The sequence below is a fragment of the Paenibacillus silviterrae genome (genome assembly GCF_030167925.1).
GTDB lineage: Bacteria > Bacillota > Bacilli > Paenibacillales > NBRC-103111 > Paenibacillus_G > Paenibacillus_G silviterrae.
This window is the reverse complement of record NZ_JASKUT010000001.1, coordinates 1,552,082-1,576,269: the sequence shown is the minus strand read 5'-3', so window position 1 is coordinate 1,576,269 and position 24,188 is coordinate 1,552,082. Positions and strand designations below refer to the sequence as shown.

Below are 24,188 nucleotides of genomic sequence, written 5' to 3'. Positions count from 1 at the left end.
CCGATGGAACCGCGTCGTTAAGCGGAATGTTGGACGATAATGGAAGTTTGTCCACCTGACATTTGCTCTAGTATTCGCGTTTTTTAGCAGATTTCTCTATGCGACAGAGGAAGAAGCTGTTATACTACTTTCGAGGGAATATTTTCGTTTTGTAAATATTAGAGGGGAGTGGAACAAATGAGGGTTCTTCCGAAGATGAACGACCTCGGCTTCTTTGAAATTCGGCTCGAATCCATTGGAGGTCTCGGCGCGAATCTTGCAGGCAAGATGCTGGCCGAAGCCGGAGTGGTTGGAAGCGGCTTCAACGGAGTAAGCTTTTCTTCCTACGGATCGGAGAAGAAGGGCTCGCCGGTTAAGGCGCATATCCGTTTTTGCGATATCGACACAAACATTCGCGATACCACACCGGTAGAGCGTCCGCATGTGGTCGGTATTTTCCATGAGAATCTGTCGAAAACCGTCAATGTCGTAAGCGGTATTTATGAGGACAGCATGGTGCTGGTGAACTCGGCGAAATCTCCGGAGGAGTTGAAGGAGAAGCTGAAGCTGCAAGGCGGCACACTGGCCGTTATTGACGCAACAGGAATTTCGCTTGAAGAGAAAAACCGCGTAAACATGGCGATGCTGGGGGCTTTGTTCCGTTTGTGCGACTTCTTGGATTTCGAGCACATGAAGGGCATTATTCGTAAATCTTTGGAGAAGAAGTATCCTCAAGCCGTCGAGCCTGCGCTGCGCACGTTTCAACGTGGCTACGACGAAGTGAAGTTCCAAACCTTCGAGCTTCCTGAGGGTGTAGAGATGCCGCTTCCTAAGCGCTGGGATATTCCGGTATACGGTTATGAAACTCAGCCGATCGGCGGTATGGTTTCGAACCCGGGGAACAGCATTCTGAAAGATCTGAGTATCTCCCGCAGCGGGATGATGCCTCACTTTGACGATGAAAAATGTATTCACTGCGCGGCCTGCGATACCGCTTGCCCGGATTTCTGCTTCGTATGGGACGAACAGCCGGATAAGAAGGGACGTCCGCAGATGTTCCTGCAGGGAATTGACTATCAATATTGCAAGGGCTGCTTGAAGTGCGTTGTTGCTTGTCCTACAGAAGCGCTTTCCTCCGCAAGGGAAACCGAGGGCTATCACGAGGAGCATCGCGTACCTCACCGTTTCAACCTCGCAGCAAACTAATTGTTCGATCTTCAATTAAGGGAGAGGTGAATTTCATCGATGGCGATCGAGATTAATAAAGAAGTCAGTCAAGGCAAAGTCGAGCAGCGGATGGTATACGAATCCGGTAACGAGATGGCCGCTTACGCCGCTCACCAGATTAACTATCACGTAATGGGGTATTTCCCGATATCTCCTTCGACGGAGGTTGCACAGTTCCTTGACCTCATGAAGGCCAACGGCCAGCATGATATCAAGCTGATTCCGGCAGACGGCGAGCACGGCTCGGCGGGGATTTGCTACGGTGCTTCCACAGCGGGCGGCCGCGTATTCAACGCGACAAGCGCGAACGGTTATCTGTACATGCTGGAGCAAATGCCGGTTCAATCCGGTACGCGTTTCCCGATGGTTCTTAACCTGGTGTGCCGTTCCGTATCCGGACCGCTCAACATCCATGGCGACCACTCCGACCTGTACTATGCGCTGAACACCGGTTGGCCGATTCTGATGAGCCGTGACCCGCAAGCGGTGTATGACATGAACATTATGGCGATCAAGCTGGCGGAAGATCCTGAAGTACGTTTGCCGGTTATCGTGGCATCCGACGGCTACTTCACGTCTCACCAGAAGCGCCGCGTACAAACGTTCGCTCACAAATCGGACGTTCATGCGTTCATCGGCGAGGCGCCGAAAAACTTCCCGCACGTTCTGGACCGCAACAACCCGATTACCGTTGGTCCTTACATGAACGAGCCGGACTACATCAACAACTGTTATCAGCAGTCGGAAGCGATGTACCGCGCGGGTGAAGTGTTCGACCGCATCCAGAAAGAGTACAAGGAACTGACAGGCCGTGAGTATCCAATTCTCGACCTGTATCGCATGGAAGACGCAGAGGTTGCCGTGTTCCTGATGAACTCCGCTTCGGAGATCGTTAAGGACGTTGTCGACCAGCTGCGCGAGAAGGGGATCAAGGCAGGCTCCATCGCGCCTAATATGATTCGTCCGTTCCCGGCGAAGCAAATCGCAGAAGCACTGAAGAACGTCAAGGTCATCACAGTAGGTGACCGTGCCGATTCCTATGGCGCATACGGCGGTAACATGACGCTTGAGATCAAGGCGGCATTGTTCACAGAAGGCAACACAACAACAAAGGTCATCAGCCGTATCTACGGTCTCGGCGGCAAAGATTTCTACGCCGAAGACGGTCATGCCTTCTTCCAAATGGCGATCGACGCAATGGAGAAGGGGACTGTAGAAGTTCCGTTTGATTATTATGGCCACACGGCAGGGGATCCGAACAAGAAGCCTCAGCGCGTGCTCGAGCCAATGAAATATGAAGAACTTAACACAGGTCTGATCACAGTAGACAAGGATGAGACTACAGGTCAGCTGAAGGTGAAGATTCCGCCGCTTCGTGCTCTCACGAAGAAGCCGAAGCGTCTTGCTCCGGGTCACGGCGCATGCCCAGGCTGCGGTATTTTCTCCGGTCTCGAGCTGTTCTTCAAAGGTATCGAGGGCGACATCGTTGCGTTGTTCCACACAGGCTGCGCGATGGTTGTTACTACGGGATATCCTTACTCTTCCCACAAGGCAACCTATATTCACAACCTGTTCCAGAGCGGTGCAGCCACCCTTTCCGGTGTGGTAGAAATGTTCTGGGAGCGCAAGCGTCGCGGCGAGCTTGACCAATACAACCTGCCGGCTGACTTTACTTTCGTTATGATCACTGGTGACGGCGGTATGGACATCGGTATGGGTCCGGCGATCGGTGCAGCTCTGCGTAACCACAAGATGATCATCCTCGAGTACGATAATGAGGGTTACATGAATACAGGAGCACAGCTGTCCTACTCGACGCCGATCGGCCACCGGACATCTACGTCCAACGTCGGCAAGCATCAAGGCGGTAAGCTGTTCCACCATAAGGATACTCCGCAAATTATGGCGGCAACCAACATCCCTTATGTATTCACAGGCTCCGAGGCTAGTCCGCAGGACTTGGTCAAGAAAGCGGCGAAAGCGCAATACTACGCACAAAACGAAGGTCTTGTGTACGGTAAAATCTTGATCACCTGTCCGCTGAACTGGCTCTCCGAAGAGCAAATCGGCCAAACGCTGATCGACCAAGCGGTGAACTCCTGCTTCTTCCCTCTCTATGAGATCGAGAACGGGGTAACGACGATCACGTACAATCCGGAAGAGAAGAACAAGCGTGTTCCTGTCTCCGATTGGCTGAAAAACATGGGCAAAACAAAGCACCTGACGAAGCCGGAATATGCGGAAGCACTTAAAGGCTTTGAGGATGAAATCGAGCGTCGTTGGCAGCGTCTGAAAGCGAAGCACGAGAATCCGTACTTGTAATATCATAAGGCGCAAACTCATTGGAGCTTGCGCCTTTCATTTTATCCGGAGGGGTGAACGGCAATGCCCTATGTGCTTCGACATACACAGAGCGGACAAATCGCGACCGGCATCTTACGCAACGGCTATAATCTTGATTATTACGGCACCAAATGGTGGGATGATGAGGAAGAGGCGGATGCGGAGCGGGAAGCCTTTTTAAGCTCGGTCGGTGTTACCGACGTACCATTTTGGCACATACTGAAGGTAGACGAGAACCGCCTGAAAATATTCAATGTCAAGCTCAAAAACGATCCTTCCCGAAGACTCTTTATGGATAAGGAAGGCGTTGTAACCGTAACGACGAATGGATAGGGGATTGGGGCCAAGCATGAAGATAACAAATCCTTTTGAAGTATTTGAAGAAATTGATTCCGAACAATCGCTCGCCGCATTCGCGGAGGAAATCAAGGTGAAAGGCTTTACCGGCTTTCGTTTGTTTCTGGAGGGCTTTACAGAGAAGCTGAAATCGTTCGAGGAAGAGGAAACCGACCGCATGCTGCAGCTGTTAAGCTATGCGAGATCCGCTTTTCCGGTTCCGGCGAACTTCAGCCCGGTGTGGCAGGTTGTATGGAACGAATACGAAACGATCATCACGACTAAATCGAAGGTACTGAAGGACATTCCCGCTGCAGAGCGTGAAGGGGAATGGCAAATCATCATCGATAACCCCTACACCAATCAGGATATCGTATGTTACCCTGGTATGCCTTTCCTTCATGCCGCCTATATGTTTGCGTACTTCCGTGTGGATCTGAAGAAAAACGAGTTTTTGCGCCTGCAAAAAATCGTTTCTTGTATTACGGAATTCGGCGGAGCGGACAATGGTGAACGGTAAGGAACAAGGAATAGGGCAGTAAGAAGCCTCGCCATTAAAGGCAATCCACATTCATAAGAAGCGTGTGAATTATGATCATTTTTCGCACGCTTTTTTTGGTTATTGTTACCCCTGGCCTAATATTAATTAATAAAATTATTAATAATATCAAATTAATACACAATGTAGTGATCAGCGGAATGAGCATAAACAAATATGATCGCATAAAAAATTAGCGTGCGAACGCTGATGCCGATTCACACGCTAATCATTCTTTTCATTGTTTACTGCAAAGTTTCCAACTGCCGCTTCACATCTTGCACAAGGCGCTCGGCATCCCCAGGTCGTCCGACGACATCCGTCACATCCATATCAACAATCAACACCTGAGAGGCATTATAGTAATTCATGACCCAGTCGTCATAACCGGACCATAGGGTACGGTAATATTGTATCAGGGCAGGATCCTGTTCAAAATCACGGCCACGCAGCCCGATTCTATGTAAAACGGTCTCAAACGACCCTTTTAAATATACCATGAGATCCGGTGACTTCTTCGGCAGCTCCTCCAGTTCCTGCATCATGTTTCCGGCCAGGTTCTCGTAGATGGAGAACTCCAAATCGCTGATGCGTCCGAGCTCACGATTCACCTTCGCGAAATACCAATCCTCATAAATGCTTCGGTCCAGGACATTCTTCCTTTGCGTCAACGCTTGTTTGATCGCCTTAAACCGTGTATCCAGGAAATATAATTGCAGAAGAAACGGATACCGCTTCCGTTCAATCTCCTCCGGTGTGGAGGTATAAAATAACGGTAATATCGGATTCTCATCCACACTCTCGAAAAAAACGTCAGAGCCGAGCGACTTCCCGAGCAATGTTGCCACTGAAGTCTTCCCTAGGCCGATCATGCCTCCGACAACTATCACTGCCATGCTTCCCCTTTCTCCTTTACCGCGGGTAGAGTCTCTTGTACAAAGAGAACTGCTCTAGTATAACAAGTTTCCTGTCGAAAAGCACTAGCTAAATTGCATTGGAAAATAGCAGAAACAGCAGGAATTTGTCGAAGTGTGTTGAATTTATTAACCTTATTACGATTGTACCTATCATCGATAGAATATACAGAAATTAGGTGTGGCTATGCCTATTACCATTATTACCGACGGCAGCGCAGATTTGCCGGTCGACATCGTGCAGCAGTGGGGAGTCCGGATCGTCCCGCTGCATGTCAGCTTTGAAGGCAAAAGCTTTGACCTGGAACGCGGCAATGCCGCCTTTTATCAGGAGATGAAAGCCCATTCCATGCTTCCCCAAACCGCGAGTCCTTCCCCGTATGATTTTCTTCAAATCATGGAAGAGCATAAGGACGAGGATATGCTGGTCATAACGATCTCATCCAGTCTCAGCAGCACCTATCAGCATGCGCTGATGGCTGCGGATATGCTGCAAGCGTCCGGGTATAGGGGCAGCTGCAGGGTGCTGGATTCGAAGACGGCATCCTTAGGTTTAGGCTTGCTGGTGTATAGAGCAGCTAGGGAGGGAGAAGCGGCTACCAGCCTTGATGAACTGGCTGATCGATTGAGTAAGGTCATTGAGCGAGCTAAAACCTATTTCAGCCTGGATACCTTAGAGAACGTGATCAAAGGAGGGCGCTTGGATCGTGCGAAAGGCGCCATTGCTTCCGTATTGAACATAAAGCTCGTTATGCAAGCGAGCGAAGCGGGGGCGGTTGAGGTCATCGATAAGGTTCGCGGAACCCCCAAAGCAGTAGGGAGGCTGATGGAAAAACTGGAAGAGGTAAAGGGAAATACCGGCAGCCTTATTTTGGGTATCGCCCACAGCAATTGTAATGAGAGGGCCATAGAGTTTATGAAGCGTGTTGTCAGCGAGTATGCATTTCAGGAGGTTGTCTTTTCCGAGATGGGTCCCGTAATCGGAACGTATGCGGGGGAAGGCGGCATCCTAATGACGTTCTCTTAAACAGAAGAACCCATTCTATTCGGATGGGTTCTTTGCTTTCTCATTCACGGTAAGAAACAGCCAAACGCCGAAGATCAACAGACTGCCTGCTGCAGCCTGGAGCCAAGTAACGGGTTCGCCAAGCAGAAGAAAAGCGAGCAGTGTCGCACCGACCGGTTCTCCGAGAACGCTCATCGAGACTGAGGTGGCACTCATATATTTCAACAACCAATTGAACAAGTAATGACCGAATAGGGTCGGGACGACGGCAAGCAGGAAGAACAAACCCCATTCTTTTGGAGGATATGCACTAAAAGAGTAACCTGCTGCTGCATTATAGAATGCAAGGACGACGGCGGCCAGGACAAAAACGAAGAAGCTGTATACGAATGCGGAGATGTGCTCGCGCAGCGCTTTGCCCACCAGCATGTGAACGGCAACGGCAGCGGTACCTAAGAAGGATAGGACGTCGCCGTACAGAGCGCTGCCCTCCAGCCCCCAATCCCCCCAGCCGATCAGCAATGCTCCGATCATGGCGATGGTCATCCCCAGGATAGCCGAAGCCTTCGTGCGGTGGCCGAACAGCAGGAATGAGCCCAGCATGACGAGCAGCGGCTCCAATGACATGATAGCGGTCGAGCTTGCTACAGTTGTATAACGCAGGGAGCCCATCCAAAGTAAGAAATGAAGTCCAAGGGTAAGCCCGGACCAGAACAAAAGATGCCAGTCCTTCAGGCTGAGCCTCTTAACATCCGGCCAATGCTTCGGTAACAGAGGCAGAAGCAGGAGTGCTGTTAGGAACAGACGGTACATCGCAATGATTGAGACAGGAGCCTCCGACCAGCGGATAAAGATGGAGGAGAAGGAGATGGCGATGATACCAATCAGAATAAGTAACCACAGCTGGGAACGAACAAGTTGCAATCGATTCATGTGATGTCAGGTCTCCAGAGCAAAGTAAAGTTGTAGAACCTTACTAAAATATCAACCTTCGGTAAAAAAATCAAGAGAATTTGGTTGAAGCGGTTAAGCAAGAAGTATAATTCGTTACATGGAAGGCCTTTATATTTTGTCAAGGATTCGCTTGTCTGTTATGATAATCTTAGAGTATTGCAGCAGGAGGGGGAAGAAGCGTAAGATGAGCAAGCGGTTTGTCATCGAAGCGGTTTTGACGGCCATCTATGGGGAATTGATGCTGCCAAGTCAGCCGGTTGATTATATTATTCCTTATTCCACGATAAGGGAGCTTTATGAGCTGAAGGACAGTCCGGAGCCCATAATGCCCGACCCGGCTGATGAGGCTCATGTACGGGTGAAGATTCAAGAGCTGATTGCCTTTTTCGAGGATCCGTTTAATCGCAAAAAAATCGAGAGGGCTCTGGCCGTCCCTTGGAGGATCAGTCCCCCGATGCCGATCAACGATAGGGTCACCTTCACCGTCATGAATTCCTTCGAGGACGCTCAATTCGGTGAAGGATTCGATCCGATTGAAACCGAAATCATCCTCTGTGCCATGAAGGAGAAGGCACCCATTCTAACCGATCAGGTGGAGTTTCTTGAGAAGGCCATCGAATCGGAAATTGCCGCCCAAATCTATGATATCGACGATTTTGAATTTGCAGTGGAAGAGGGCATTTCCTTTGAGGAGTGGAAGTCGTTATAACGACACGAAGAAAGCCAGCCGGCAGATGATATGTTCATCCGTCCTGCTGGCTTTTCTCCTCCAAGTCCGGCGCTTATTGGGATTTCTTGGATACATAGTCACGGACCATTTGGACGGTGACCTGCGAACGCGTGGGGGAAATGCCCTTCATCGCATGTGCATTGATTTGTGCGTTCCAATAGTTAATCTGGTCTACCGTAAAAGCTTGGCCATCCGCGCAAGCAGCTACAGCTTGATCGATGGCTTCCTCGCGCTTCGCTTCCAGCTTAAGAAATTGCTCAAGATGGGAATTTTGCTTCTTCACATGGGAAGTTATTGCTTCATGTACACTCACGGGTAATCTACTCCTCATTCATAACATAACTCGCTGCGCCTATAATACTATAACTGTTTTTACTATACAATAGATCAAAGCAGGGGAGGCTCCTATGCCGGGACACGAAGAGTTATTTGATATATTTGATCACAACGGGATGCGGATCGGAACGGCCGGCCGGACCGAGGTGCACCAAAAGGGATTATGGCACCAAACCTTTCAATGCTGGATTTGGACCGTCAGGGATGAGGGGCCAGTAATATTGTTCCAGCTAAGGCATCCGCAAAAGGATACGTTTCCAGGAATGCTGGACATTTCGTGTGCCGGGCATTTGTCAGCAGGAGAGCGGGTGGAAGACGGCACCCGTGAGCTGGAGGAGGAGCTGGGACTTATTGTCGATTATGAGGACTTGACGTTCTGCGGGATGTATCCTAGCGATAAGGTGCTTGCGGACGGAAGACGCGACTGCGAATTTTGTCATGTATTTCTGTACCGCTGTGACCAGCCGCTTTCAGACTACCGGTTGCAAGCCGAAGAGGTCACAGGGCTGTACGAGATTCCTTTGAGCTGGCTGGAGCTGCTTATCTCAGGAGCAGCGACTTCCATACGCGCATCGGGCGTGGAGCTGAAGCAGGGCCGCCTGATTCCCGTAGTACGAAGCATTTCAGCGGGGGATTTGGTCCCACATGACCGTACCTACTATGAACTTATTCTCAGGCATCTAGAGCAGGGAGACCGCGACCAGTAAGCTATTTCAAGGGATTCCTTACCACTCGGGAAGACGATTAGGTCCAATAGCGTAGGGAAAATCATGTCGATTTTGACAGCAGGTCATGGTATAATTAAGTTGGATTAACTACATATGGCATTCTCGATAAATGGCAAAACTGGCGAAAGCCAGCGACGCAAAGCTAAAGGGACTACAGTGAACAACCATGTCAGCCAGCTGCCGAAGGAATGGGGTCAGTATGAGCGTACCTCCCTTTAGGCATGCATAGGAAAGGGGGGTATTTGTGTTGTCAGCCTTCGTAACCAAGAGACGTAAGGTCAAACGGATTATGATCGTCGATGACTCGATGTTCATGCGAATGATCATAAAAAACATGATTTCGCAGGATTCGGAGTATGAGGTTGTCGCCGAGGCTTCCAACGGAAGCGAGGCCGTTCAAAGGTATGAAGAGTTTTGCCCGGATTTGGTCACGATGGATATCACTATGCCAGAAATGGATGGCGTTACTGCGCTGAAGGAGATCCTTTCCTTGGATCCCGGGGCTAAGGTCATTATGGTCTCAGCCATGGGTCAGCAGTCTTTACTGGTGCAAGCGATTGCAGCTGGAGCTGCAGACTTTATTGTGAAGCCGTTCGATAAACAAAGAATCCAGGATGCATTCGAGCATGTATTAAATAAATAGAGTAGAATGGAGTGGAGGAGCTATGGCGTCAAGTGCAGAAGCAGTACAGAAGGATGTCTATCAGGAGGAAGCTGTTAGCTCCTTGATCATGGAAGAGGTAACCCATTGCCTGAAGCAGTCCACGAAGGAGGAACTCCTTGAGCTGATGGATGCCTTGCAGGTGATTCGCGATTATTTGCAGGAATGCCATTAGGCGTATGAATTGACTTCGGATAGGATATGCTATCCCTCGATAAGGAGGGACAAAGATATGGGCTCTATGGATGAGACGAAGGGAAACCGAGAGCGGGAAGACGTGCAGCCGCATGAACGCCTTGGGCTTCGAAGAGATGATAAACACGGGATGGAAGCGGATATCGATGAGCATGGCGCCATCCAAGAGGATGATCGCCAAGGACTATGGACTTGATTCGCAATAACTCAAGAGGCAGCGTTCGCATGACGATCGCTGCCTCTTTTTTGTCTACATTAGTCTTTGATTGGTCGTTGGAGCCGCTTGGTATTGGGATGCTTGTACCAGTACGTCCATTTGCTGAATGCTCTGCTGCAAGCGCTGTTGAATTTCCATGATGCGTCGCTGCTGAGCTTCCATTTGTGTCTGAACTTGAGACTGCGCCTGCTGCAAATCCTGTTGCACTTGGATGAACTGCTGCTGTACATCGCGAACTTGCTGGGTGAAGTTGCTGAGTCCGTTCATGGCGATCGCCTGCTGGGCTTGACGGGCTTGTTCCATTTGTCTCTGCTGCTGCTGCTCAAGAAATTGCTGATAGGAAGAGTTTTGATTTTGCGGAAACATGGTGAGTACCTCCTGGTTGGTAGAATCCATTGTAACTATATTTTACTGTGTACAGGGAGTAACCGATTTATTCAATTCATTTAGAAACACGGATGATTCGGGCCATCCATGAATAATAAAATAGCAAAAGCTTCACACTAGTTTTGATTTACAGAAAATTACACTTACGATGGAGGAAGTACATTGAAAAAGGCAGCATTGTTTTTCTTAGCGGCAGCGTTAGTATGGAGCTTAAGTGCCTGTGGAGGAAATAACCAGAAGGGTCAGTCTCAAGGTCAAGGTCAAGGCGGCCAAAGTCAAGCCAAACAGACGGGCAGTGACCAAGGGGGCGGAGATCAAGAGCAGAGCAGTGGCGGCGGAAGCCAAGGCGACCAACAAAGCTCCGGCGGCGGTGGCAGTGACAAAAGCGGCTCCGGGAAAGATAAGGAGCAATCCGGCATGGGGCAAGGCGGCTCCGGCGGGGGTCAGGGCGGCGGCTCCGGCGGCGGCGGCGGAACGAAATAAGCAGGAAAGACCGGGCTATCCGGTCTTTTCTTTTTGCCAAAAGGAAATGAATTTGTAAATCAAGGAATAGAGATTGTATGATAGGATTAACTCGTCACATCAGGAGGTACTTATGGCCGAGCTTAGCAAAAGATCCTTCATTCGGACGTACTTTTACTCGTTATCCGTATTCATGCTGCTGATTATCGTGTATCTTTGGTTTACCTCGGGCCATACGATTCCGGAAGCCTATAAGGGGACGGCGGCAGATCCGGCAACCTTCCTCTCCCCGCAGCAATGGGAGCAAAGCGTTGTTTATTCCGCCCTGCGTAACGGCTTATTTTTCCTCAGCTACCCTTGGGAATGGGGCCTTTACCTCATCCTTCTGACGACCGGCCGGGCTCGGAAGTGGCAGGATCGACTCTCCCAATCCGTCCCGATTGCTTTTCTCCGACTGCCTGTTTTCGTACTTCTGCTTCAAGGCGCCGTCTTTCTGTGGTTCCTTCCGCTTCGGATTACCAGCTTTTCCTTGGCCCGATACTATGGGATATCAACACAGTCGATCCCCAGCTGGGTCAAAGACAAACTGATTTCCTTCGGGGTCAATTACGTGCTGATGGTGCTTGTTGCCGCCGTTGCCTTTTGGATCATGGCCAAGGGAGGACGCTGGTGGCTTCGTCTGTGGCTGCTTTCCGTTCCCTTCAGCTTGTTTATGATGTATATTCAGCCCGTCATCATTGATCCTCTGTACAACCCGTTCTCAAGACTATCGGACCCGGTGCTCGAACAGAAAATATTAAGCTTGGCCGCTAAGGCCGAAATTCCCGCCGATCGGGTCTATGAGGTCATGATGTCGGAAAAGACGAATGCCATGAATGCCTATGTGAACGGGATCGGGGGAAGTCTGCGGATCGTCCTGTGGGATACGACGCTGAAGCGTATGGAGGAGCCGGAAATACTCCTTATCATGGCTCATGAGATGGGGCATTACGTGATGCACCATCTGGAATGGAGCGCCTTTGGAGCCGTTGCATCCACATTCGTCGTACTGTGGGCAGGCAGCGTCATACTTCGATATGCCATTGCACGATGGGGGAGAGGGTGGGGAATCGGCAAGCCGAATGAGCCTGCTGCGCTACCCTTGATCCTGCTGCTGATGTCACTCTTAGCGTTTATCGCAAGCCCCGTCTCCAATGCGGTATCGCGCAACGCCGAGCAGGCTGCCGATCAATACGCCTTCGAGCTGATCGGAAGTACGGATGGCGCGGTAAGCATGTATCAGAAGCTGGCCTCCTCCTCGTTAAGCGAAGTGAATCCGCCGTTCTTGGTCAAGCTGTTCACTTCTTCCCATCCGAGCATTATGGAGAGGATCATTCATGCCCAGTCCTTCAAGCACGACTCCTAGCCGTATGCTGCACGTTAGCTTCCTGGCGGGAGTGGCAACGGCACCGACCTTTATGAAGGATTTCGCGGAGAAGCTGTCGCAAATTTATGAAGCAAAAGGGTTTCATGTGATGACGCAGCTTCTCTTTCCGTACGGAGATTGGTACACTTCGCTTTATCGTCAGCTGCACGAGATCCGGAAGGACATGCTGCCCTTCGTACGCAGCGTTAAGCCGGCTTGGCTTGGAGGAAGGCGGTCCGTTAGCGGTATTCTCGAAGCTTACCAAGGGGGAGCTATTTGGCTCGTGGGTCATAGCGGCGGCGGTGTTGCCGGTGTGCATGCAGGCGATCTTCTGCTTCGGGAGCATGGCTTGCCTGTTGAACGAATCATTCAGATCGGCTCGCCCCGCTGCGCGATTCCTCCGTCCTTAGAGGCTTCCTCCACCATGTATATGTACGCAGTGAATATGAAGGGACGACGCACGGATCCGATTACCCGTATAGGCACTTGGGGATGCTGGGAACGAAGCCGAAGCGGAATTCCGGTTTGGAGTCCATATAAATATGCGCCTGACCGCATCGTACCTTTATGTTTACAGGGAGGTCATCCCGATTATTTTCGCAGCGCGGATCCTTATGTTGATGTGGAAGGCAGAAGCAATTTGGAGCACATCCTCCGAACGGTTCAAGAACAGGACCGGGTTACGGAATCGAAGGGGCATATTGAAAAATAAACCCTGTACTCTATAATAGAAATAAACAGCCGAACGCAGGCGTTAAGAAAAAGGAGTCCAATTCGAACGATGAATGAAATTACCATTGTTGAAGCTCGTATGACGCATTCCAAAGAAGACGGGTATATCGGAAACGTCGTATTTCAATTCGACCAGCATCCGAAGCCTTATGAAATCACACTGCACAGCAAGAGCAGGAAGGACTGGAGCTACAGCCTGAGCTTCGCCAAGGAGTCGGGCAGTGAAGAGCTTATCGAGCAGGTGGAAGATGCTCTTGAGGAAGATGATGAACTGTTTGATGCCTTGGTAGAAGCGGCCTCCCGGCAGCTTGCCGCGAACCCATCCTAGACCCGCTGGTCTAGGATTTATTTTTTTTCGCTGGAAATCAGGTTATGAGTTCTATAATTTTGGGAAAAACAATAGGTACAGCCACAAGGGAGGTAACTTCATGGGCGCTTCTTTCTTGCGGGAGCTCGCTAAACAGCTGGATCAGGACGACGTATTCGGACTGGCTGCGCAGTGCGCGTATTATTTTTTGCTTTCGTTATTTCCGTTTCTGCTGTTTATTGTCAGCCTTTTAGGCTATTTGCCGATTACCACAGAAGATGTGCTTGGGCTGGCGCGGGAATACATCCCTCAAGGGGTAGCCTCCGGGGTGGAGGGGCACTTAAGCAGCGTACTGGATGTGCAGAGAGGCGGGACGCTGTCGTTCGGTTTGATTCTCTCTCTTGTCAGTGCAAGCGCGGCAATGAACGCCATCGTCTTTGCGGTGAACAAGGCCTATGGCTTGCCTGAGCGCAGAAGCTTTATCCACTCGAGGTTTCTTTCCATCATGCTGACGATCGGCATGCTGGTTGTGGTCGCTTCCGCACTGCTGCTAAGTGTATTCGGTCACTTCCTCGGCGACCTGTCTCACGAGTACTTGTCCCTATCCATGGACCAGGTCAAGCTGTGGAACGTGCTCCGCTGGTTTATCAACCTGCTTATCCTGTTCCTCGTCTTCCTGGGGATCTACTATATCGCTCCCAATACTTGCTTAGGCTGCAAGGATGTGCTCCCGGGTGCCGTCTTCTCCGCCATGGGCTGGCAGCTAATTTCGGAGGGCTTTTCCTTCTATGTGAACCATTGGGGTAATTATAGTGCGACCTACGGGGGCTTGGGCGGGGTTATCGCACTGCTGACCTGGTTCTATCTTTGCGCTCTGATCATTATTGTGGGCGGGGAGATCAATGCCATGTCGTATCTGTTTAAGAAAAAGAAGACTGCCTGAGGTGATCACATGAGCTTTAGCCGACTTGTAACCGATCGTCAATTCGAGATGGCGTTCCTAACCCATTCCTCCGTCTACGCAAGGCATCGCAAGCATGAGGAATATCATTTTATCGGGGGCTTGGACGGCTTTAACCCTCTGCTTGTCACGGTTTCGGGAACGAAGCTGGAACGAGACGAATACGATTTTTTAATAACAAAATAATTAGGGATGTTTTCCTTTGCCCGAGTAATGTATACTTGTCCTATATACATACATGATGAGGGGCGAGTAGACGATGAGTCAAAATGTGGATTTTGGAAGTCACGGGCGTCATCTATTGCAGAACGATTCGTACGGAGCGGCTGCGTACTGCTTTTATCGGGCGATTCTGGAGGGCAATCCGAACGGGAGCCCCTGGAATGGCATCGTGCTGTCCCTCAGCCTGATGCGCAAGGAGCAAGACTCCATGACGATGCTCGCTCGCTATGGACTGCAAGAGCAGCAGGACTATGACAAGGATATGGTCACCTTTGCCATTATGATTTGGCAGAACAATCCGAAGGTGCTGTACGAGTGGCTTCGTGCCGTAGTGGCTTTCGGCGGTGTGAGTGAGCAGGACAAGAGCATGCTGACGGAAATGGCCGATGATCTGGAGAAGGCCTACCTTGATCTTATTGAAAAACACGGCCAGGAAGCGCTGGATCAGCAGGGCATGGTAGGGCTGAAGGAATTCGCCGCTCGCCGTGTAGAGCTGGATTGGCTGCTCGATGAGGATATCGATAAGATTTTTAACCATCTGAAGGTTTGGACGGAAGACCCCGAGAATGCGCTTCACGGTGTGCGCTTCCTCTGCATGCTGCCCGATCCGCGGAGCGAGAAGCTGCTTCGGCGCGTCGCCCGCAATGAAGAGATCGATCCGAAGGTAAGAACGCATTCCCTCTTGGCTATGCGATGGCTCGGCATCCGCGGCAATGCCCGCATCTCGAAGTTCGGCGAATCGTTCGTCATCGATCTGAATGAGCCGAAGCCGGAGCTTACGGTTTCGGTTCCACAGGCGTTTAAGCCGGCACTCGACCGGATGAAGCTGTGGATGGCGAAGCAGCAGGGCTTTGTGTCGCAGGAGGAATATGAAGCACACGCATCGACGGATGAAGCGACACTGCCGGAAGAGCTGGAATCAAAGGTGAATGAAGCGGATATCCCGGGAATTCTGCAGGAAGTGGCGCATATGCTGATCCGTTCGGCCTATGACCAGTACTATCCGTTAGTGCCTACGGTAACAGGCACCCGCGAGTGGGGCGCTGCCTTCCTGATGCTGATGAAGGATTATGCGAAGGGCTTCAGCATCGAATGGCCGTACGGCGAACCGGAGCTCACCGAAGTGAGTGCGCAGCACCGCAATTGGCTGCTATCGGCCAGTCCGGATTTCTATGCGAGCATCGAAGCCGCCAGAAGCCAAAGTGCCGTACAGAACGGCCAGGCGTAGAAGGGAGAGCCGCTATGCCGCAGCTGCTTGTAAGAGGTATAAGTGTGGAGGGCACTCGGAGGATTTCCGGACCGTTGATCCGGGAGCTTGCTGAAATATGTCAATGCGGAACCGACAATTTCATGCTGGAATGCCTGAACACGGTATCCCTATTCGAGGGGGAGGAAGTAGCCTCCTTTCCTTTCATTGAGGTTGCATGGTTCGAGCGGGGAAAGGAAATCCGGGATCGCTTCGCTGCGGCTGTCACGAAGCATGTGCAGTCGCTGGGCGTTGCCGATATGGAGGTCGCCTTCATCGCCTACGATGAAGATAAGTATTATATTAACGGGAAACCGTGTAAGTAATGAGGAGTCAGCCTTGTCATGCAGATGATAAGGCTGTTTTCTTTTCATCTGAATCTTAAAGGACATTCGGAGGCGAGCGGTACGGTGAAGTTTATCCAACCCATGATAGTGAGCCAGGGGGAAGAGGTTTTCGATGACGATGACTATTTGTTCGAGCCCAAATGGGACGGATATCGCCTGCAGCTTCATAAGAGTGGACAACGGCTTGAGGCGTATACACGTTCGGGCGAGAATGTAACGGAGAAGCTGCCTGAGCTCCAAGCGGCCGTAAGCTGCATTAAGGCTAACGAGGCAGTACTTGACTGTGAAGCCATCTGCTTGCAGGAAGGAAAGCCGGTATTCGATGATATGGCCTACCGGATGCGGATTCGGCTGCCAATGAAGGTCTCCCATGCGGTACGAACCCATCCGGTTACGTTCGTTGCGTTTGACCTATTGAGGCTGAATGAGGAATCGCTGATGCATTGTCCTCTTATAGATCGAAAACAGAGGTTATCCCGAGTCATAGAGCTTTGTCCCGCTCTTGTAGCGACGATGTTCGTGGAGGGGCAGGGCACAGCCATGAGCCGGCTAACGAGGGATCAAGGCCTGGAGGGTCTTGTGGCCAAGAAGAAACGTTCCTTGTATCAACCGGGTGCAGTATCCGCCGACTGGTTGAAATTCAAGCATGAGCGAAGCCTGGATACGCTTGTGCTCGGATATAAGGAGGAGCCGCGGTTTGCCTTGATTGTAGGCGTACATTTCCGGACGGTTCGCAATAAACCGGTCGCTACGGTAGAGAGAGGTATTTCGGAAGAGGACAAAGAACGATTCCTAACGATGGCGGCAGCACTTCCCACCCGAAAGGAAAACGGAATCCATTGGTTGGAGCCGCGAATGTGCTGCAGGATTACTTATCGGGACCGGAATGACAGACATCAGCTGGGCATGACGGCGTTTCAGCAATTTTTGCCGGACAAGCCACCGGAGGAATGTGTATGGGGCTATAAGTAAAGCTGTTGAAAGGCGTCCACAGCTTCCCCATGACAGCATTCATGACCGCCGTTACTGGTCACATGACCCTTCGCTGGATATGATTGGATATATTCACAGTGATTGGGGAGGCTTAAGATGAGAGGTTCAAGTTATGATGTGGTCGTTGTCGGTTCCCGCGTTGCCGGCTCTTCGCTTGCGTATGAGCTATCCAAGGAAGGCTATGAGGTGCTGCTGGTAGATCGCAACACGTTTCCAAGCGATACGCTTTCGACGCATAATATGTTTAACAATACCGTGATCATGCTGCGAGAGATGGGCGTACTGGATCGACTATTAGAGACCAATACGCCGACGTATCGCCGGGCGCGGGTAGAATTCGGTCCCTCGGTCATTGACGGAATGATCCCTGAAATCGATGGAGAGTCCCGCTGCTTGTGCATAAGACGCACGTATCTGGATCACATTCTGCTGGAGCATGCCAAGTCGCAGCCTGGTGTAACGGGCATCGAAGGCTTTCGAGTTACCGACCTGGTAACGGAAGGAGGCGAGGTGCGCGGGGTCATCGGCAGGCACCGGGACGGACGTCAGGAAACCTTCGAGGCCAAGCTGGTGGTTGGCTGCGACGGCCGGTTGTCCGCGATTCGCCAGCTGGCAGCGAGTGAGCGTAAACTGGCAATCCCAACGGACTTTGCTTCGTACGTCGGGTATGTTGCCGGTTATAAGCAGGAAGGGGAACGGCATGTAGAGTTTTACAAATGGGATGACAAGCTCTTCATCGCGTTTCCTACCAGCGACGATCTGTTTGTCGTAGGGGTGATGTTTCCTTTGACTTCCCAGGCTTGGCTGGAGCGGTTCAAGTCCGATGCGGAGCTAAGCTTCCGGCAGATCGTTGCCGAAGGGTTCCCGCATACCAGCTTGCCGGCCCGGTTGTCGGAGGTCCGTTTCGTTGAACAGATCAAAGGCTTGCACGGCTATGATAACGACTGGTATCAAGGAATGGGGCGAGGCTGGGCGCTGCTTGGGGATGCGCTTACCTTCAAGGATCCGGCCGTCGGTCAAGGGATTCATGACGCAATATACGGCAGCCGTACGTTAACTCGGATTTTGACTCAAACCGGCAGGGAGAATTGGAGCTCCAGCTGGGATGCTATGAGTCAAGCGTATCAAGCGGAGATGGAAACGAAGCTGATGTCGCGCTTCCATATGGGCTGTCAGCTTACGAAGAACGTACACGTGTCTGCCGAAGAGGCTGCCGTGAACCGGCTGATCGGGTCGGATGTCGAAGCTACCCGCACTTTTCTCGGGCTGTATAATTATACGAGGGAACCTGCAGATCTAGAGCGGGAAATCGGCCGTTTGCTGAGCGGAATGTCTCAGGTCTAATGAGTATATTTAAGAAGAAGCAAGCGCTCTTAGCGGGAGTGCTTGCTTTTTACTTTGTTCCAATACATAATTTGGATGGAGAGAGGAGCTGACGGATGATGTTATTGGAGCAAGTTGTTGAAAAAGCGAAAGTAGTGGCGATGAAGGCGGCAAGGGAAGCCGGAGCCTTGATCAAATCGAGATTCGACGGCTCTTACCGTTTATCGGAGAAGGATGCGCATGGCGATGTGGTCACGGAAGTGGATCACCTGGCGGAAGAAATCATGCTGCGTGCGATAGAGCAAGCGTTCCCGGACCATCACGTCCACAGTGAAGAGGCCGGCGACCGTGGGCCGGACAGCGATTGGCTATGGCTCATTGATCCGCTGGACGGAACGAATAATTACGTCATCGGTCTCCCGGTGTTCTCGGTTTCCGTCACATTGATGTACAAGCGCGTACCTGTGTTTGCTGTGATCTACGAGCCGATGGTCGATCGGATGTACGTTACCGGGAAAGGGATGGGAGCCTTTTGCAATGATGTCCGGATGACCGTACGGAGCCGTCCTGAGCTGCGTAAGGGGACCGTGGGCTGGATTCAGGGACATGCCGTGCAAAATGATGCCAAGGCAGTCTCCCTGCGCAGACAAGTGGATGTCCATTTTAAAAGAATGATGAGGCTATGGGCGCCAACCCTGCAATGGTGCATGCTGGCCAAGGGGGACCTGAACGGAATTATCGTTTATAATTCCGAAGGAGACGATCTGTATTCCGGGCTGTTGATGGTCCAGGAATCCGGCGGGATTGTTGTAGATTTTCAAGGAAATCCGTTCCAAGGCATGATACAGGAGCCATATTTGCTTGCCTGTCATCCGCAGCATTTAGACGAATTCCTACATTTTGTCAAGCTTGCTGTCAAGTAAAACGGAAAAACCGCGATTCCTGCGCTTCCCCGGGAAATGAGAGATGGCGAAGCGGAAATATTGCCCAAGCTTTGGGGCTTGATTTTGGGGCAGGAGAATGGTAGTGTGATTAATAAAGATGAGACCATGTCCGGTAAGTATGCCAGGTCATGGTCTTTGTTGTATGATAGGCGATACGTCTCTCGGAGAAAGGGGGACCGACATGAATTACATTGTGATTGATTTGGAATTCAACGGTCGCAGACATTACGATATTTATCCCATGGAAATCATCGAGCTTGGTGCAGTGAAGCTGAATGAGAAGCTCGAAATCATAGATATGTTTCAAAGCTATATTAAGCCGAAATATCCGATTAATCGATTTGCACTCGAATTTTGCGGGATTCAGGAGAAGACCTTGAAAGAAGCGGAGCCATTTACACAAGTGATTGATAGATTTCGCAGGTTCTGCGGTGAGGAATTTATTGTTTTTGCCTGGGGCTGCAGCGACTTCTTCAGTCTATTCGTAGATTGCCGGGTCAATGAAATCGATAATGATTGGCTGACGCAGCGCCTTGTGGACATGTCCAAGCCGTTCGAGGGAGGGCTGCAGCAGGCGCTCGCTACACATGAGCTTCCTTCGCTCGGACAGCATCACTCCGCTTTGGACGATGCCTTGAATGCGGTTCAGCTTCTTAAGCTTAAACCAGAGATCGTGCAGCACACTCATTATTATCGACCTGATCCGATGAAGCTGGTAACCGGCGGAATTAAAAAATGGATTTTGATGTCGCTGGATAAAGCGGCGGCCGAGGGGCATGTGCTTCGATGGGAGGAATTTGTCTCTAACGGGCAAACGCTGGCTTATTCGAGGATCATGCATTTAACCGAGCAGGAACTTCAAATGGTGAAAGTGCTGTTTATTAAATATTTTAAACAAAAATACGGACGCAAAGTGAAGCTTCAACCGGTATAAACATCGGCTTGGCAGCATACCGAACGGGAGACCTGGAATATGGACAGCGGCGGACAAGTGTCATTTATGGGAATGCGAATGGGCAGGGAGGCGTGGCATAATTTCCGATGGGATTTTGCCGCGGCTTCTTTGTTTAGTTTGTTTAATGTGGTGTTCAATCAGTTCTATATTCCGCTGGCCATTCAGCAGGGGGCGTCGGATTTTCAGGTGGGTCTGCTGGCGGCAGCTCCTGCGATCGGACTGACGTTTTCGCCCTTGTGGTCAGGCTTTATTCAACAGGGTGCTCCGAAATGGTATTTTTTCTGGCCGAATCTAATCGGGCGTTCACTGATCATTATCCCTGTTCTGTTTTATAACTCCTGGGTTTTCGTAGGGTTTGCGCTATTCTTTCATCTCCTGATGGGCATCCAAGCTCCGGCCTATGCCTCGCTTATGACTCGCATTTATCCGGCGGAGCTTCGCGGCCGGTTGATGGGGAATGTACGGGTAGTTATGGGGCTCCTGATGATTCCTCTTGCTTACGTGATCGGTCAATGGATTGACTCGTCCGGCGGCTCGGGTCCCTTGATGGCTGCGGCGGTCAGCGGTTTTATTTCCGTGCTTGCTTTTCTCCGGATCCGGGAGATTCCCTCTCTTGTGGATAAGGCCGGCGATCGGAAGCAGAGGGTATCCTTTGCAGATCAATGGCACATTTTAAAAGGCAATCGGGGGCTGCTCTTGTTTTTAACCGCAACCACGATTTCAGGCTTCGGCAATATGCTCGCAAGTCCGCTTTATTCCATTATCCAGGTCAGCCATCTGGGGTTAAGCAATTTGGAAATCGGATATATCCGCATGTCTTACTTCACCTGTCTGCTCTTGTCTTACTTCATTATGGGCTGGGTGATCGATCGTTATTCGCCACGCGTCGCCATGTGTTTCGGTACGTTTGCTTACGCTTTAGTGCCGCTGTTATACGGGCTCGGCGGCACTTACCCGGCGGTCATAGCCGCAGGTGGATTACAAGGCTTCGGTGACGCCATTTGGGATATCGGGTGTATGGCTTACGTATTTCGATTAGCTCCGGGTCGGGAAGCCGTCGTCTTTGGCTTGCACTTAATGCTGTTCGGGATTCGGGGGACCATCGGGCCGCTGTTAAGCACATCGCTCGGAGGTACGGTATCGTTCGAATTGCTGCTGCTGTTTGCAGCAGGCTGCGCGGCGGTAGGCTGTTTGTTATTTGTTTTAAATCGAGTGAGGTCGGTATCGACGGAAAATGGCGTCGGGATGTAATCGAACTCCGCTGCAGTGCCTTGGTGATCGGGTACTGTGCGGAGTTTTTTTGCTTTAATATTTAATGTAGCTAACAAATGGATGGTTTTGGCGGTTGAACAGGGGCAGGGCACGTGATATATTGTTACTCCGGCCGCGGGAGCGGTCGACGCGATGGAGGATTGGTTGTCAGAAACTGGCGGTTGATTCGACAAATCCTACGTGATATATTGTTACTCCTGCCGCTTGGTCGGTACGGAGATGTGAGAGAAATTGTCCTTTGAAAACTGAACAACGAGAGAGTGAAGATATAACGAATCTTCGGATTCGTGCTAGCTTTGAACATGAGCAAGTCAAACTACTTTATTGGAGAGTTTGATCCTGGCTCAGGACGAACGCTGGCGGCGTGCCTAATACATGCAAGTCGAGCGAGGGTCTTCGGACCCTAGCGGCGGACGGGTGAGTAACACGTAGGCAACCTGCCTGTAAGACCGGGATAACTACCGGAAACGGTAGCTAAGACCGGATAGATGGCTTCTCCGCATGGAGGAGCTTGGAAACACGGTTCCGAATTTATTCGAGGGCTGTGGCTTACAGATGGGCCTGCGGCGCATTAGCTAGTTGGTGGGGTAACGGCTCACCAAGGCGACGATGCGTAGCCGACCTGAGAGGGTGATCGGCCACACTGGGACTGAGACACGGCCCAGACTCCTACGGGAGGCAGCAGTAGGGAATCTTCCGCAATGGACGAAAGTCTGACGGAGCAACGCCGCGTGAGTGATGAAGGTTTTCGGATCGTAAAGCTCTGTTGCCAGGGAAGAACGTTCCGGGGAGTAACTGCCCTGGAAATGACGGTACCTGAGAAGAAAGCCCCGGCAAACTACGTGCCAGCAGCCGCGGTAATACGTAGGGGGCAAGCGTTGTCCGGAATTATTGGGCGTAAAGCGCGCGCAGGCGGTCTTTTAAGTTTGGTGTTTAAGCCCAGGGCTCAACCCTGGTTCGCACTGAAAACTGGGAGACTTGAGTGCAGGAGAGGAAAGTGGAATTCCACGTGTAGCGGTGAAATGCGTAGAGATGTGGAGGAACACCAGTGGCGAAGGCGACTTTCTGGACTGTAACTGACGCTGAGGCGCGAAAGCGTGGGGAGCAAACAGGATTAGATACCCTGGTAGTCCACGCCGTAAACGATGAGTGCTAGGTGTTAGGGGTTTCGATACCCTTGGTGCCGAAGTAAACACAGTAAGCACTCCGCCTGGGGAGTACGCTCGCAAGAGTGAAACTCAAAGGAATTGACGGGGACCCGCACAAGCAGTGGAGTATGTGGTTTAATTCGAAGCAACGCGAAGAACCTTACCAGGTCTTGACATCCCTCTGAATACGGTAGAGATATCGTAGGCCTTCGGGACAGAGGAGACAGGTGGTGCATGGTTGTCGTCAGCTCGTGTCGTGAGATGTTGGGTTAAGTCCCGCAACGAGCGCAACCCTTGATTTCAGTTGCCAGCATTAAGTTGGGCACTCTGAAGTGACTGCCGGTGACAAACCGGAGGAAGGTGGGGATGACGTCAAATCATCATGCCCCTTATGACCTGGGCTACACACGTACTACAATGGCCGGTACAACGGGCAGCGAAGGAGCGATCTAGAGCGAATCCTTAGAAGCCGGTCTCAGTTCGGATTGCAGGCTGCAACTCGCCTGCATGAAGTCGGAATTGCTAGTAATCGCGGATCAGCATGCCGCGGTGAATACGTTCCCGGGTCTTGTACACACCGCCCGTCACACCACGAGAGTTTACAACACCTGAAGTCGGTGGGGCAACCTGAGCCGCCCCAAAAAGTGAAGACTATGCTTCGCAGCGTAATCCGAGTACTTTTCGGGGACCCCGGATTGGGAGCCAGCCGCCGAAGGTGGGGTAGATGATTGGGGTGAAGTCGTAACAAGGTAGCCGTATCGGAAGGTGCGGCTGGATCACCTCCTTTCTATGGAGTCCATGATGGCTGCAGGCCATCGGACATAAAAGCTGACAACTGACATCGTTCCACGATGTAACAGTTGCAGCGAACTCACTCTCCTCGTTGTTCAGTTTTGAAAGGTGCAATGCCTTTCTGTACATAGGATGTTTTGCTTCGCTGAAGGAATAACGGACTTTCAGGACGTTATTCTAATGAAATAACAGCGAGAAGCTGGAATAACGGTTTATCAGACCGCTATTTCGGCGAAAACAAGGCAAAACCGCTCCACAATCGCGTTACAGCAGAAAATAACGGTTCGAAAGTCCGTTATCTGCCTCTGACCGATTCCAAAACCGCAAATAACGTTCTCAAAGTCCGTTATTGTGCGAGCACCCTCTGGCAAATCTTGATGCTTGCATCGAAGATTGCAGACGTGCTATGATAACCTTCCTGCCGCGGTAATGCGAGCAGCGAAGAACAATCCTTGTTCCTTGAAAACTGGATATCGAAACAAAGCAAAATGTCGAAACATCTATACGATGTGATGATTGAGCGCATGC

The 24,188-nt window shown here is 51.1% G+C and carries 27 protein-coding genes, 1 rRNA gene and 1 riboswitch; of the genes, 24 read left to right on the top strand and 4 right to left on the bottom strand.

All coding sequences use genetic code 11. The features are described 5' to 3' along the window. Nucleotides 1-177 precede the first annotated feature (177 nt). The 4 genes from QMO62_RS06780 (at nucleotide 178) to QMO62_RS06765 (ending at nucleotide 4,405) form a co-directional block, all read left to right on the top strand. On the top strand, nucleotides 178-1,185 hold the full coding sequence (locus tag QMO62_RS06780; RefSeq protein ID WP_284639651.1) for a 2-oxoacid:acceptor oxidoreductase family protein: 1,008 nt from the start codon (nucleotides 178-180) through the stop codon (nucleotides 1,183-1,185). Between the two features lie 39 nt (nucleotides 1,186-1,224). Next, nucleotides 1,225-3,528: a thiamine pyrophosphate-dependent enzyme gene (locus tag QMO62_RS06775; RefSeq protein WP_284639649.1), complete on the top strand. Its 2,304-nt coding sequence runs from the start codon at nucleotides 1,225-1,227 to the stop codon at nucleotides 3,526-3,528. 63 nt (nucleotides 3,529-3,591) lie between these two features. Continuing rightward, the gene (locus QMO62_RS06770) at nucleotides 3,592-3,882 is read left to right on the top strand and encodes a hypothetical protein (RefSeq protein ID WP_284639647.1); all 291 of its coding nucleotides are present in this window, start codon (nucleotides 3,592-3,594) and stop codon (nucleotides 3,880-3,882) included. 16 nt (nucleotides 3,883-3,898) lie between these two features. Further along, nucleotides 3,899-4,405 (top strand): hypothetical protein, encoded by a 507-nt coding sequence (locus QMO62_RS06765; RefSeq protein WP_284639645.1) that lies wholly within the window; start codon nucleotides 3,899-3,901, stop codon nucleotides 4,403-4,405. Between the two features lie 263 nt (nucleotides 4,406-4,668). Here the strand turns inward: QMO62_RS06765 and QMO62_RS06760 are convergent, their stop codons facing one another. After that, nucleotides 4,669-5,319 (bottom strand): deoxynucleoside kinase, encoded by a 651-nt coding sequence (locus tag QMO62_RS06760; protein ID WP_284639643.1) that lies wholly within the window; start codon nucleotides 5,317-5,319, stop codon nucleotides 4,669-4,671. A gap of 205 nt (nucleotides 5,320-5,524) precedes the next feature. Here QMO62_RS06760 and QMO62_RS06755 point away from each other — a divergent pair, with 205 nt between their 5' ends. Beyond that, nucleotides 5,525-6,364 carry a DegV family protein gene (locus tag QMO62_RS06755; RefSeq protein WP_284639642.1) on the top strand — a complete coding sequence of 280 codons (840 nt, stop codon included), beginning with the start codon at nucleotides 5,525-5,527 and terminating at the stop codon, nucleotides 6,362-6,364. A gap of 15 nt (nucleotides 6,365-6,379) precedes the next feature. Here QMO62_RS06755 and QMO62_RS06750 read toward each other — a convergent pair whose 3' ends face one another. Next, nucleotides 6,380-7,276: a DMT family transporter gene (locus QMO62_RS06750; protein WP_284639640.1), complete on the bottom strand. Its 897-nt coding sequence runs from the start codon at nucleotides 7,274-7,276 to the stop codon at nucleotides 6,380-6,382. Nucleotides 7,277-7,481: 205 nt separating this feature from the next. On the opposite strand from QMO62_RS06750, the gene QMO62_RS06745 reads away from it, so the two are divergent. Then, nucleotides 7,482-8,006 carry an ADP-heptose synthase gene (locus tag QMO62_RS06745; protein WP_284639638.1) on the top strand — a complete coding sequence of 175 codons (525 nt, stop codon included), beginning with the start codon at nucleotides 7,482-7,484 and terminating at the stop codon, nucleotides 8,004-8,006. Nucleotides 8,007-8,079: 73 nt separating this feature from the next. On the opposite strand, the gene QMO62_RS06740 is transcribed toward QMO62_RS06745, so the two are convergent. Then, nucleotides 8,080-8,340: a DUF2533 family protein gene (locus QMO62_RS06740; RefSeq protein ID WP_284639636.1), complete on the bottom strand. Its 261-nt coding sequence runs from the start codon at nucleotides 8,338-8,340 to the stop codon at nucleotides 8,080-8,082. Nucleotides 8,341-8,434: 94 nt separating this feature from the next. On the opposite strand from QMO62_RS06740, the gene QMO62_RS06735 reads away from it, so the two are divergent. From QMO62_RS06735 to QMO62_RS06720, 4 genes are all read left to right on the top strand, one after another. After that, a complete protein-coding gene (locus tag QMO62_RS06735) occupies nucleotides 8,435-9,070 on the top strand; it encodes an NUDIX hydrolase (protein ID WP_284639634.1) in 636 nt (211 codons plus the stop codon). 122 nt (nucleotides 9,071-9,192) lie between these two features. After that, a riboswitch (cyclic di-GMP riboswitch) is annotated at nucleotides 9,193-9,276 on the top strand. A gap of 104 nt (nucleotides 9,277-9,380) precedes the next feature. Further along, complete coding sequence (locus QMO62_RS06730) at nucleotides 9,381-9,734, top strand: response regulator (protein WP_284644877.1); 354 nt, start codon at nucleotides 9,381-9,383, stop codon at nucleotides 9,732-9,734. A 22-nt stretch (nucleotides 9,735-9,756) separates the two neighbouring features. Further along, on the top strand, nucleotides 9,757-9,927 hold the full coding sequence (locus QMO62_RS06725) for a hypothetical protein (protein ID WP_284639632.1): 171 nt from the start codon (nucleotides 9,757-9,759) through the stop codon (nucleotides 9,925-9,927). Nucleotides 9,928-9,984: 57 nt separating this feature from the next. Next, nucleotides 9,985-10,143 (top strand): hypothetical protein, encoded by a 159-nt coding sequence (locus QMO62_RS06720; protein ID WP_284639630.1) that lies wholly within the window; start codon nucleotides 9,985-9,987, stop codon nucleotides 10,141-10,143. A gap of 54 nt (nucleotides 10,144-10,197) precedes the next feature. Here QMO62_RS06720 and QMO62_RS06715 read toward each other — a convergent pair whose 3' ends face one another. Continuing rightward, nucleotides 10,198-10,530 (bottom strand): hypothetical protein, encoded by a 333-nt coding sequence (locus QMO62_RS06715; RefSeq protein ID WP_284639628.1) that lies wholly within the window; start codon nucleotides 10,528-10,530, stop codon nucleotides 10,198-10,200. Nucleotides 10,531-10,713: 183 nt separating this feature from the next. Here QMO62_RS06715 and QMO62_RS06710 point away from each other — a divergent pair, with 183 nt between their 5' ends. The 14 genes from QMO62_RS06710 to QMO62_RS06645 all read left to right on the top strand — a co-directional run bounded on the left by QMO62_RS06710 (nucleotide 10,714) and on the right by QMO62_RS06645 (nucleotide 23,655). Further along, nucleotides 10,714-11,034 (top strand): hypothetical protein, encoded by a 321-nt coding sequence (locus tag QMO62_RS06710; RefSeq protein WP_284639626.1) that lies wholly within the window; start codon nucleotides 10,714-10,716, stop codon nucleotides 11,032-11,034. 112 nt (nucleotides 11,035-11,146) lie between these two features. After that, nucleotides 11,147-12,418: a M48 family metallopeptidase gene (locus tag QMO62_RS06705; protein ID WP_284639624.1), complete on the top strand. Its 1,272-nt coding sequence runs from the start codon at nucleotides 11,147-11,149 to the stop codon at nucleotides 12,416-12,418. Beyond that, entirely contained in the window at nucleotides 12,390-13,130 is a 741-nt protein-coding gene (locus QMO62_RS06700; RefSeq protein WP_284639622.1) for a hypothetical protein, read from the top strand. The genes QMO62_RS06705 and QMO62_RS06700 overlap by 29 nt, the downstream gene beginning before the upstream one ends. 69 nt (nucleotides 13,131-13,199) lie before the next feature. Continuing rightward, on the top strand, nucleotides 13,200-13,478 hold the full coding sequence (locus tag QMO62_RS06695; protein WP_284639620.1) for a hypothetical protein: 279 nt from the start codon (nucleotides 13,200-13,202) through the stop codon (nucleotides 13,476-13,478). A 100-nt stretch (nucleotides 13,479-13,578) separates the two neighbouring features. Beyond that, nucleotides 13,579-14,400: a YihY/virulence factor BrkB family protein gene (locus QMO62_RS06690; protein ID WP_284639618.1), complete on the top strand. Its 822-nt coding sequence runs from the start codon at nucleotides 13,579-13,581 to the stop codon at nucleotides 14,398-14,400. 9 nt (nucleotides 14,401-14,409) lie between these two features. Further along, nucleotides 14,410-14,604: a hypothetical protein gene (locus QMO62_RS06685; RefSeq protein ID WP_284639616.1), complete on the top strand. Its 195-nt coding sequence runs from the start codon at nucleotides 14,410-14,412 to the stop codon at nucleotides 14,602-14,604. Nucleotides 14,605-14,677: 73 nt separating this feature from the next. Then, entirely contained in the window at nucleotides 14,678-15,868 is a 1,191-nt protein-coding gene (locus QMO62_RS06680) for a HEAT repeat domain-containing protein (protein WP_284639614.1), read from the top strand. A gap of 14 nt (nucleotides 15,869-15,882) precedes the next feature. Next, nucleotides 15,883-16,212, top strand: a complete 330-nt coding sequence (locus tag QMO62_RS06675) for a DUF1904 family protein (RefSeq protein ID WP_284639612.1) — start codon at nucleotides 15,883-15,885, stop codon at nucleotides 16,210-16,212. Between the two features lie 18 nt (nucleotides 16,213-16,230). After that, nucleotides 16,231-17,205 (top strand): ATP-dependent DNA ligase, encoded by a 975-nt coding sequence (locus QMO62_RS06670; protein WP_284639610.1) that lies wholly within the window; start codon nucleotides 16,231-16,233, stop codon nucleotides 17,203-17,205. Nucleotides 17,206-17,322: 117 nt separating this feature from the next. Next, nucleotides 17,323-18,570: an NAD(P)/FAD-dependent oxidoreductase gene (locus QMO62_RS06665; protein WP_284639608.1), complete on the top strand. Its 1,248-nt coding sequence runs from the start codon at nucleotides 17,323-17,325 to the stop codon at nucleotides 18,568-18,570. A 98-nt stretch (nucleotides 18,571-18,668) separates the two neighbouring features. Then, complete coding sequence (locus QMO62_RS06660; protein WP_348651697.1) at nucleotides 18,669-19,472, top strand: inositol monophosphatase family protein; 804 nt, start codon at nucleotides 18,669-18,671, stop codon at nucleotides 19,470-19,472. A gap of 202 nt (nucleotides 19,473-19,674) precedes the next feature. Continuing rightward, nucleotides 19,675-20,427, top strand: coding sequence for a 3'-5' exonuclease (locus QMO62_RS06655; RefSeq protein ID WP_284639604.1), 753 nt, complete (start codon nucleotides 19,675-19,677; stop codon nucleotides 20,425-20,427). A 39-nt stretch (nucleotides 20,428-20,466) separates the two neighbouring features. After that, nucleotides 20,467-21,699 carry an MFS transporter gene (locus QMO62_RS06650; RefSeq protein WP_284639603.1) on the top strand — a complete coding sequence of 411 codons (1,233 nt, stop codon included), beginning with the start codon at nucleotides 20,467-20,469 and terminating at the stop codon, nucleotides 21,697-21,699. 342 nt (nucleotides 21,700-22,041) lie between these two features. Further along, a 16S ribosomal RNA gene (locus tag QMO62_RS06645) occupies nucleotides 22,042-23,655 on the top strand. The last annotated feature ends 533 nt before the right edge of the window (nucleotides 23,656-24,188 follow it).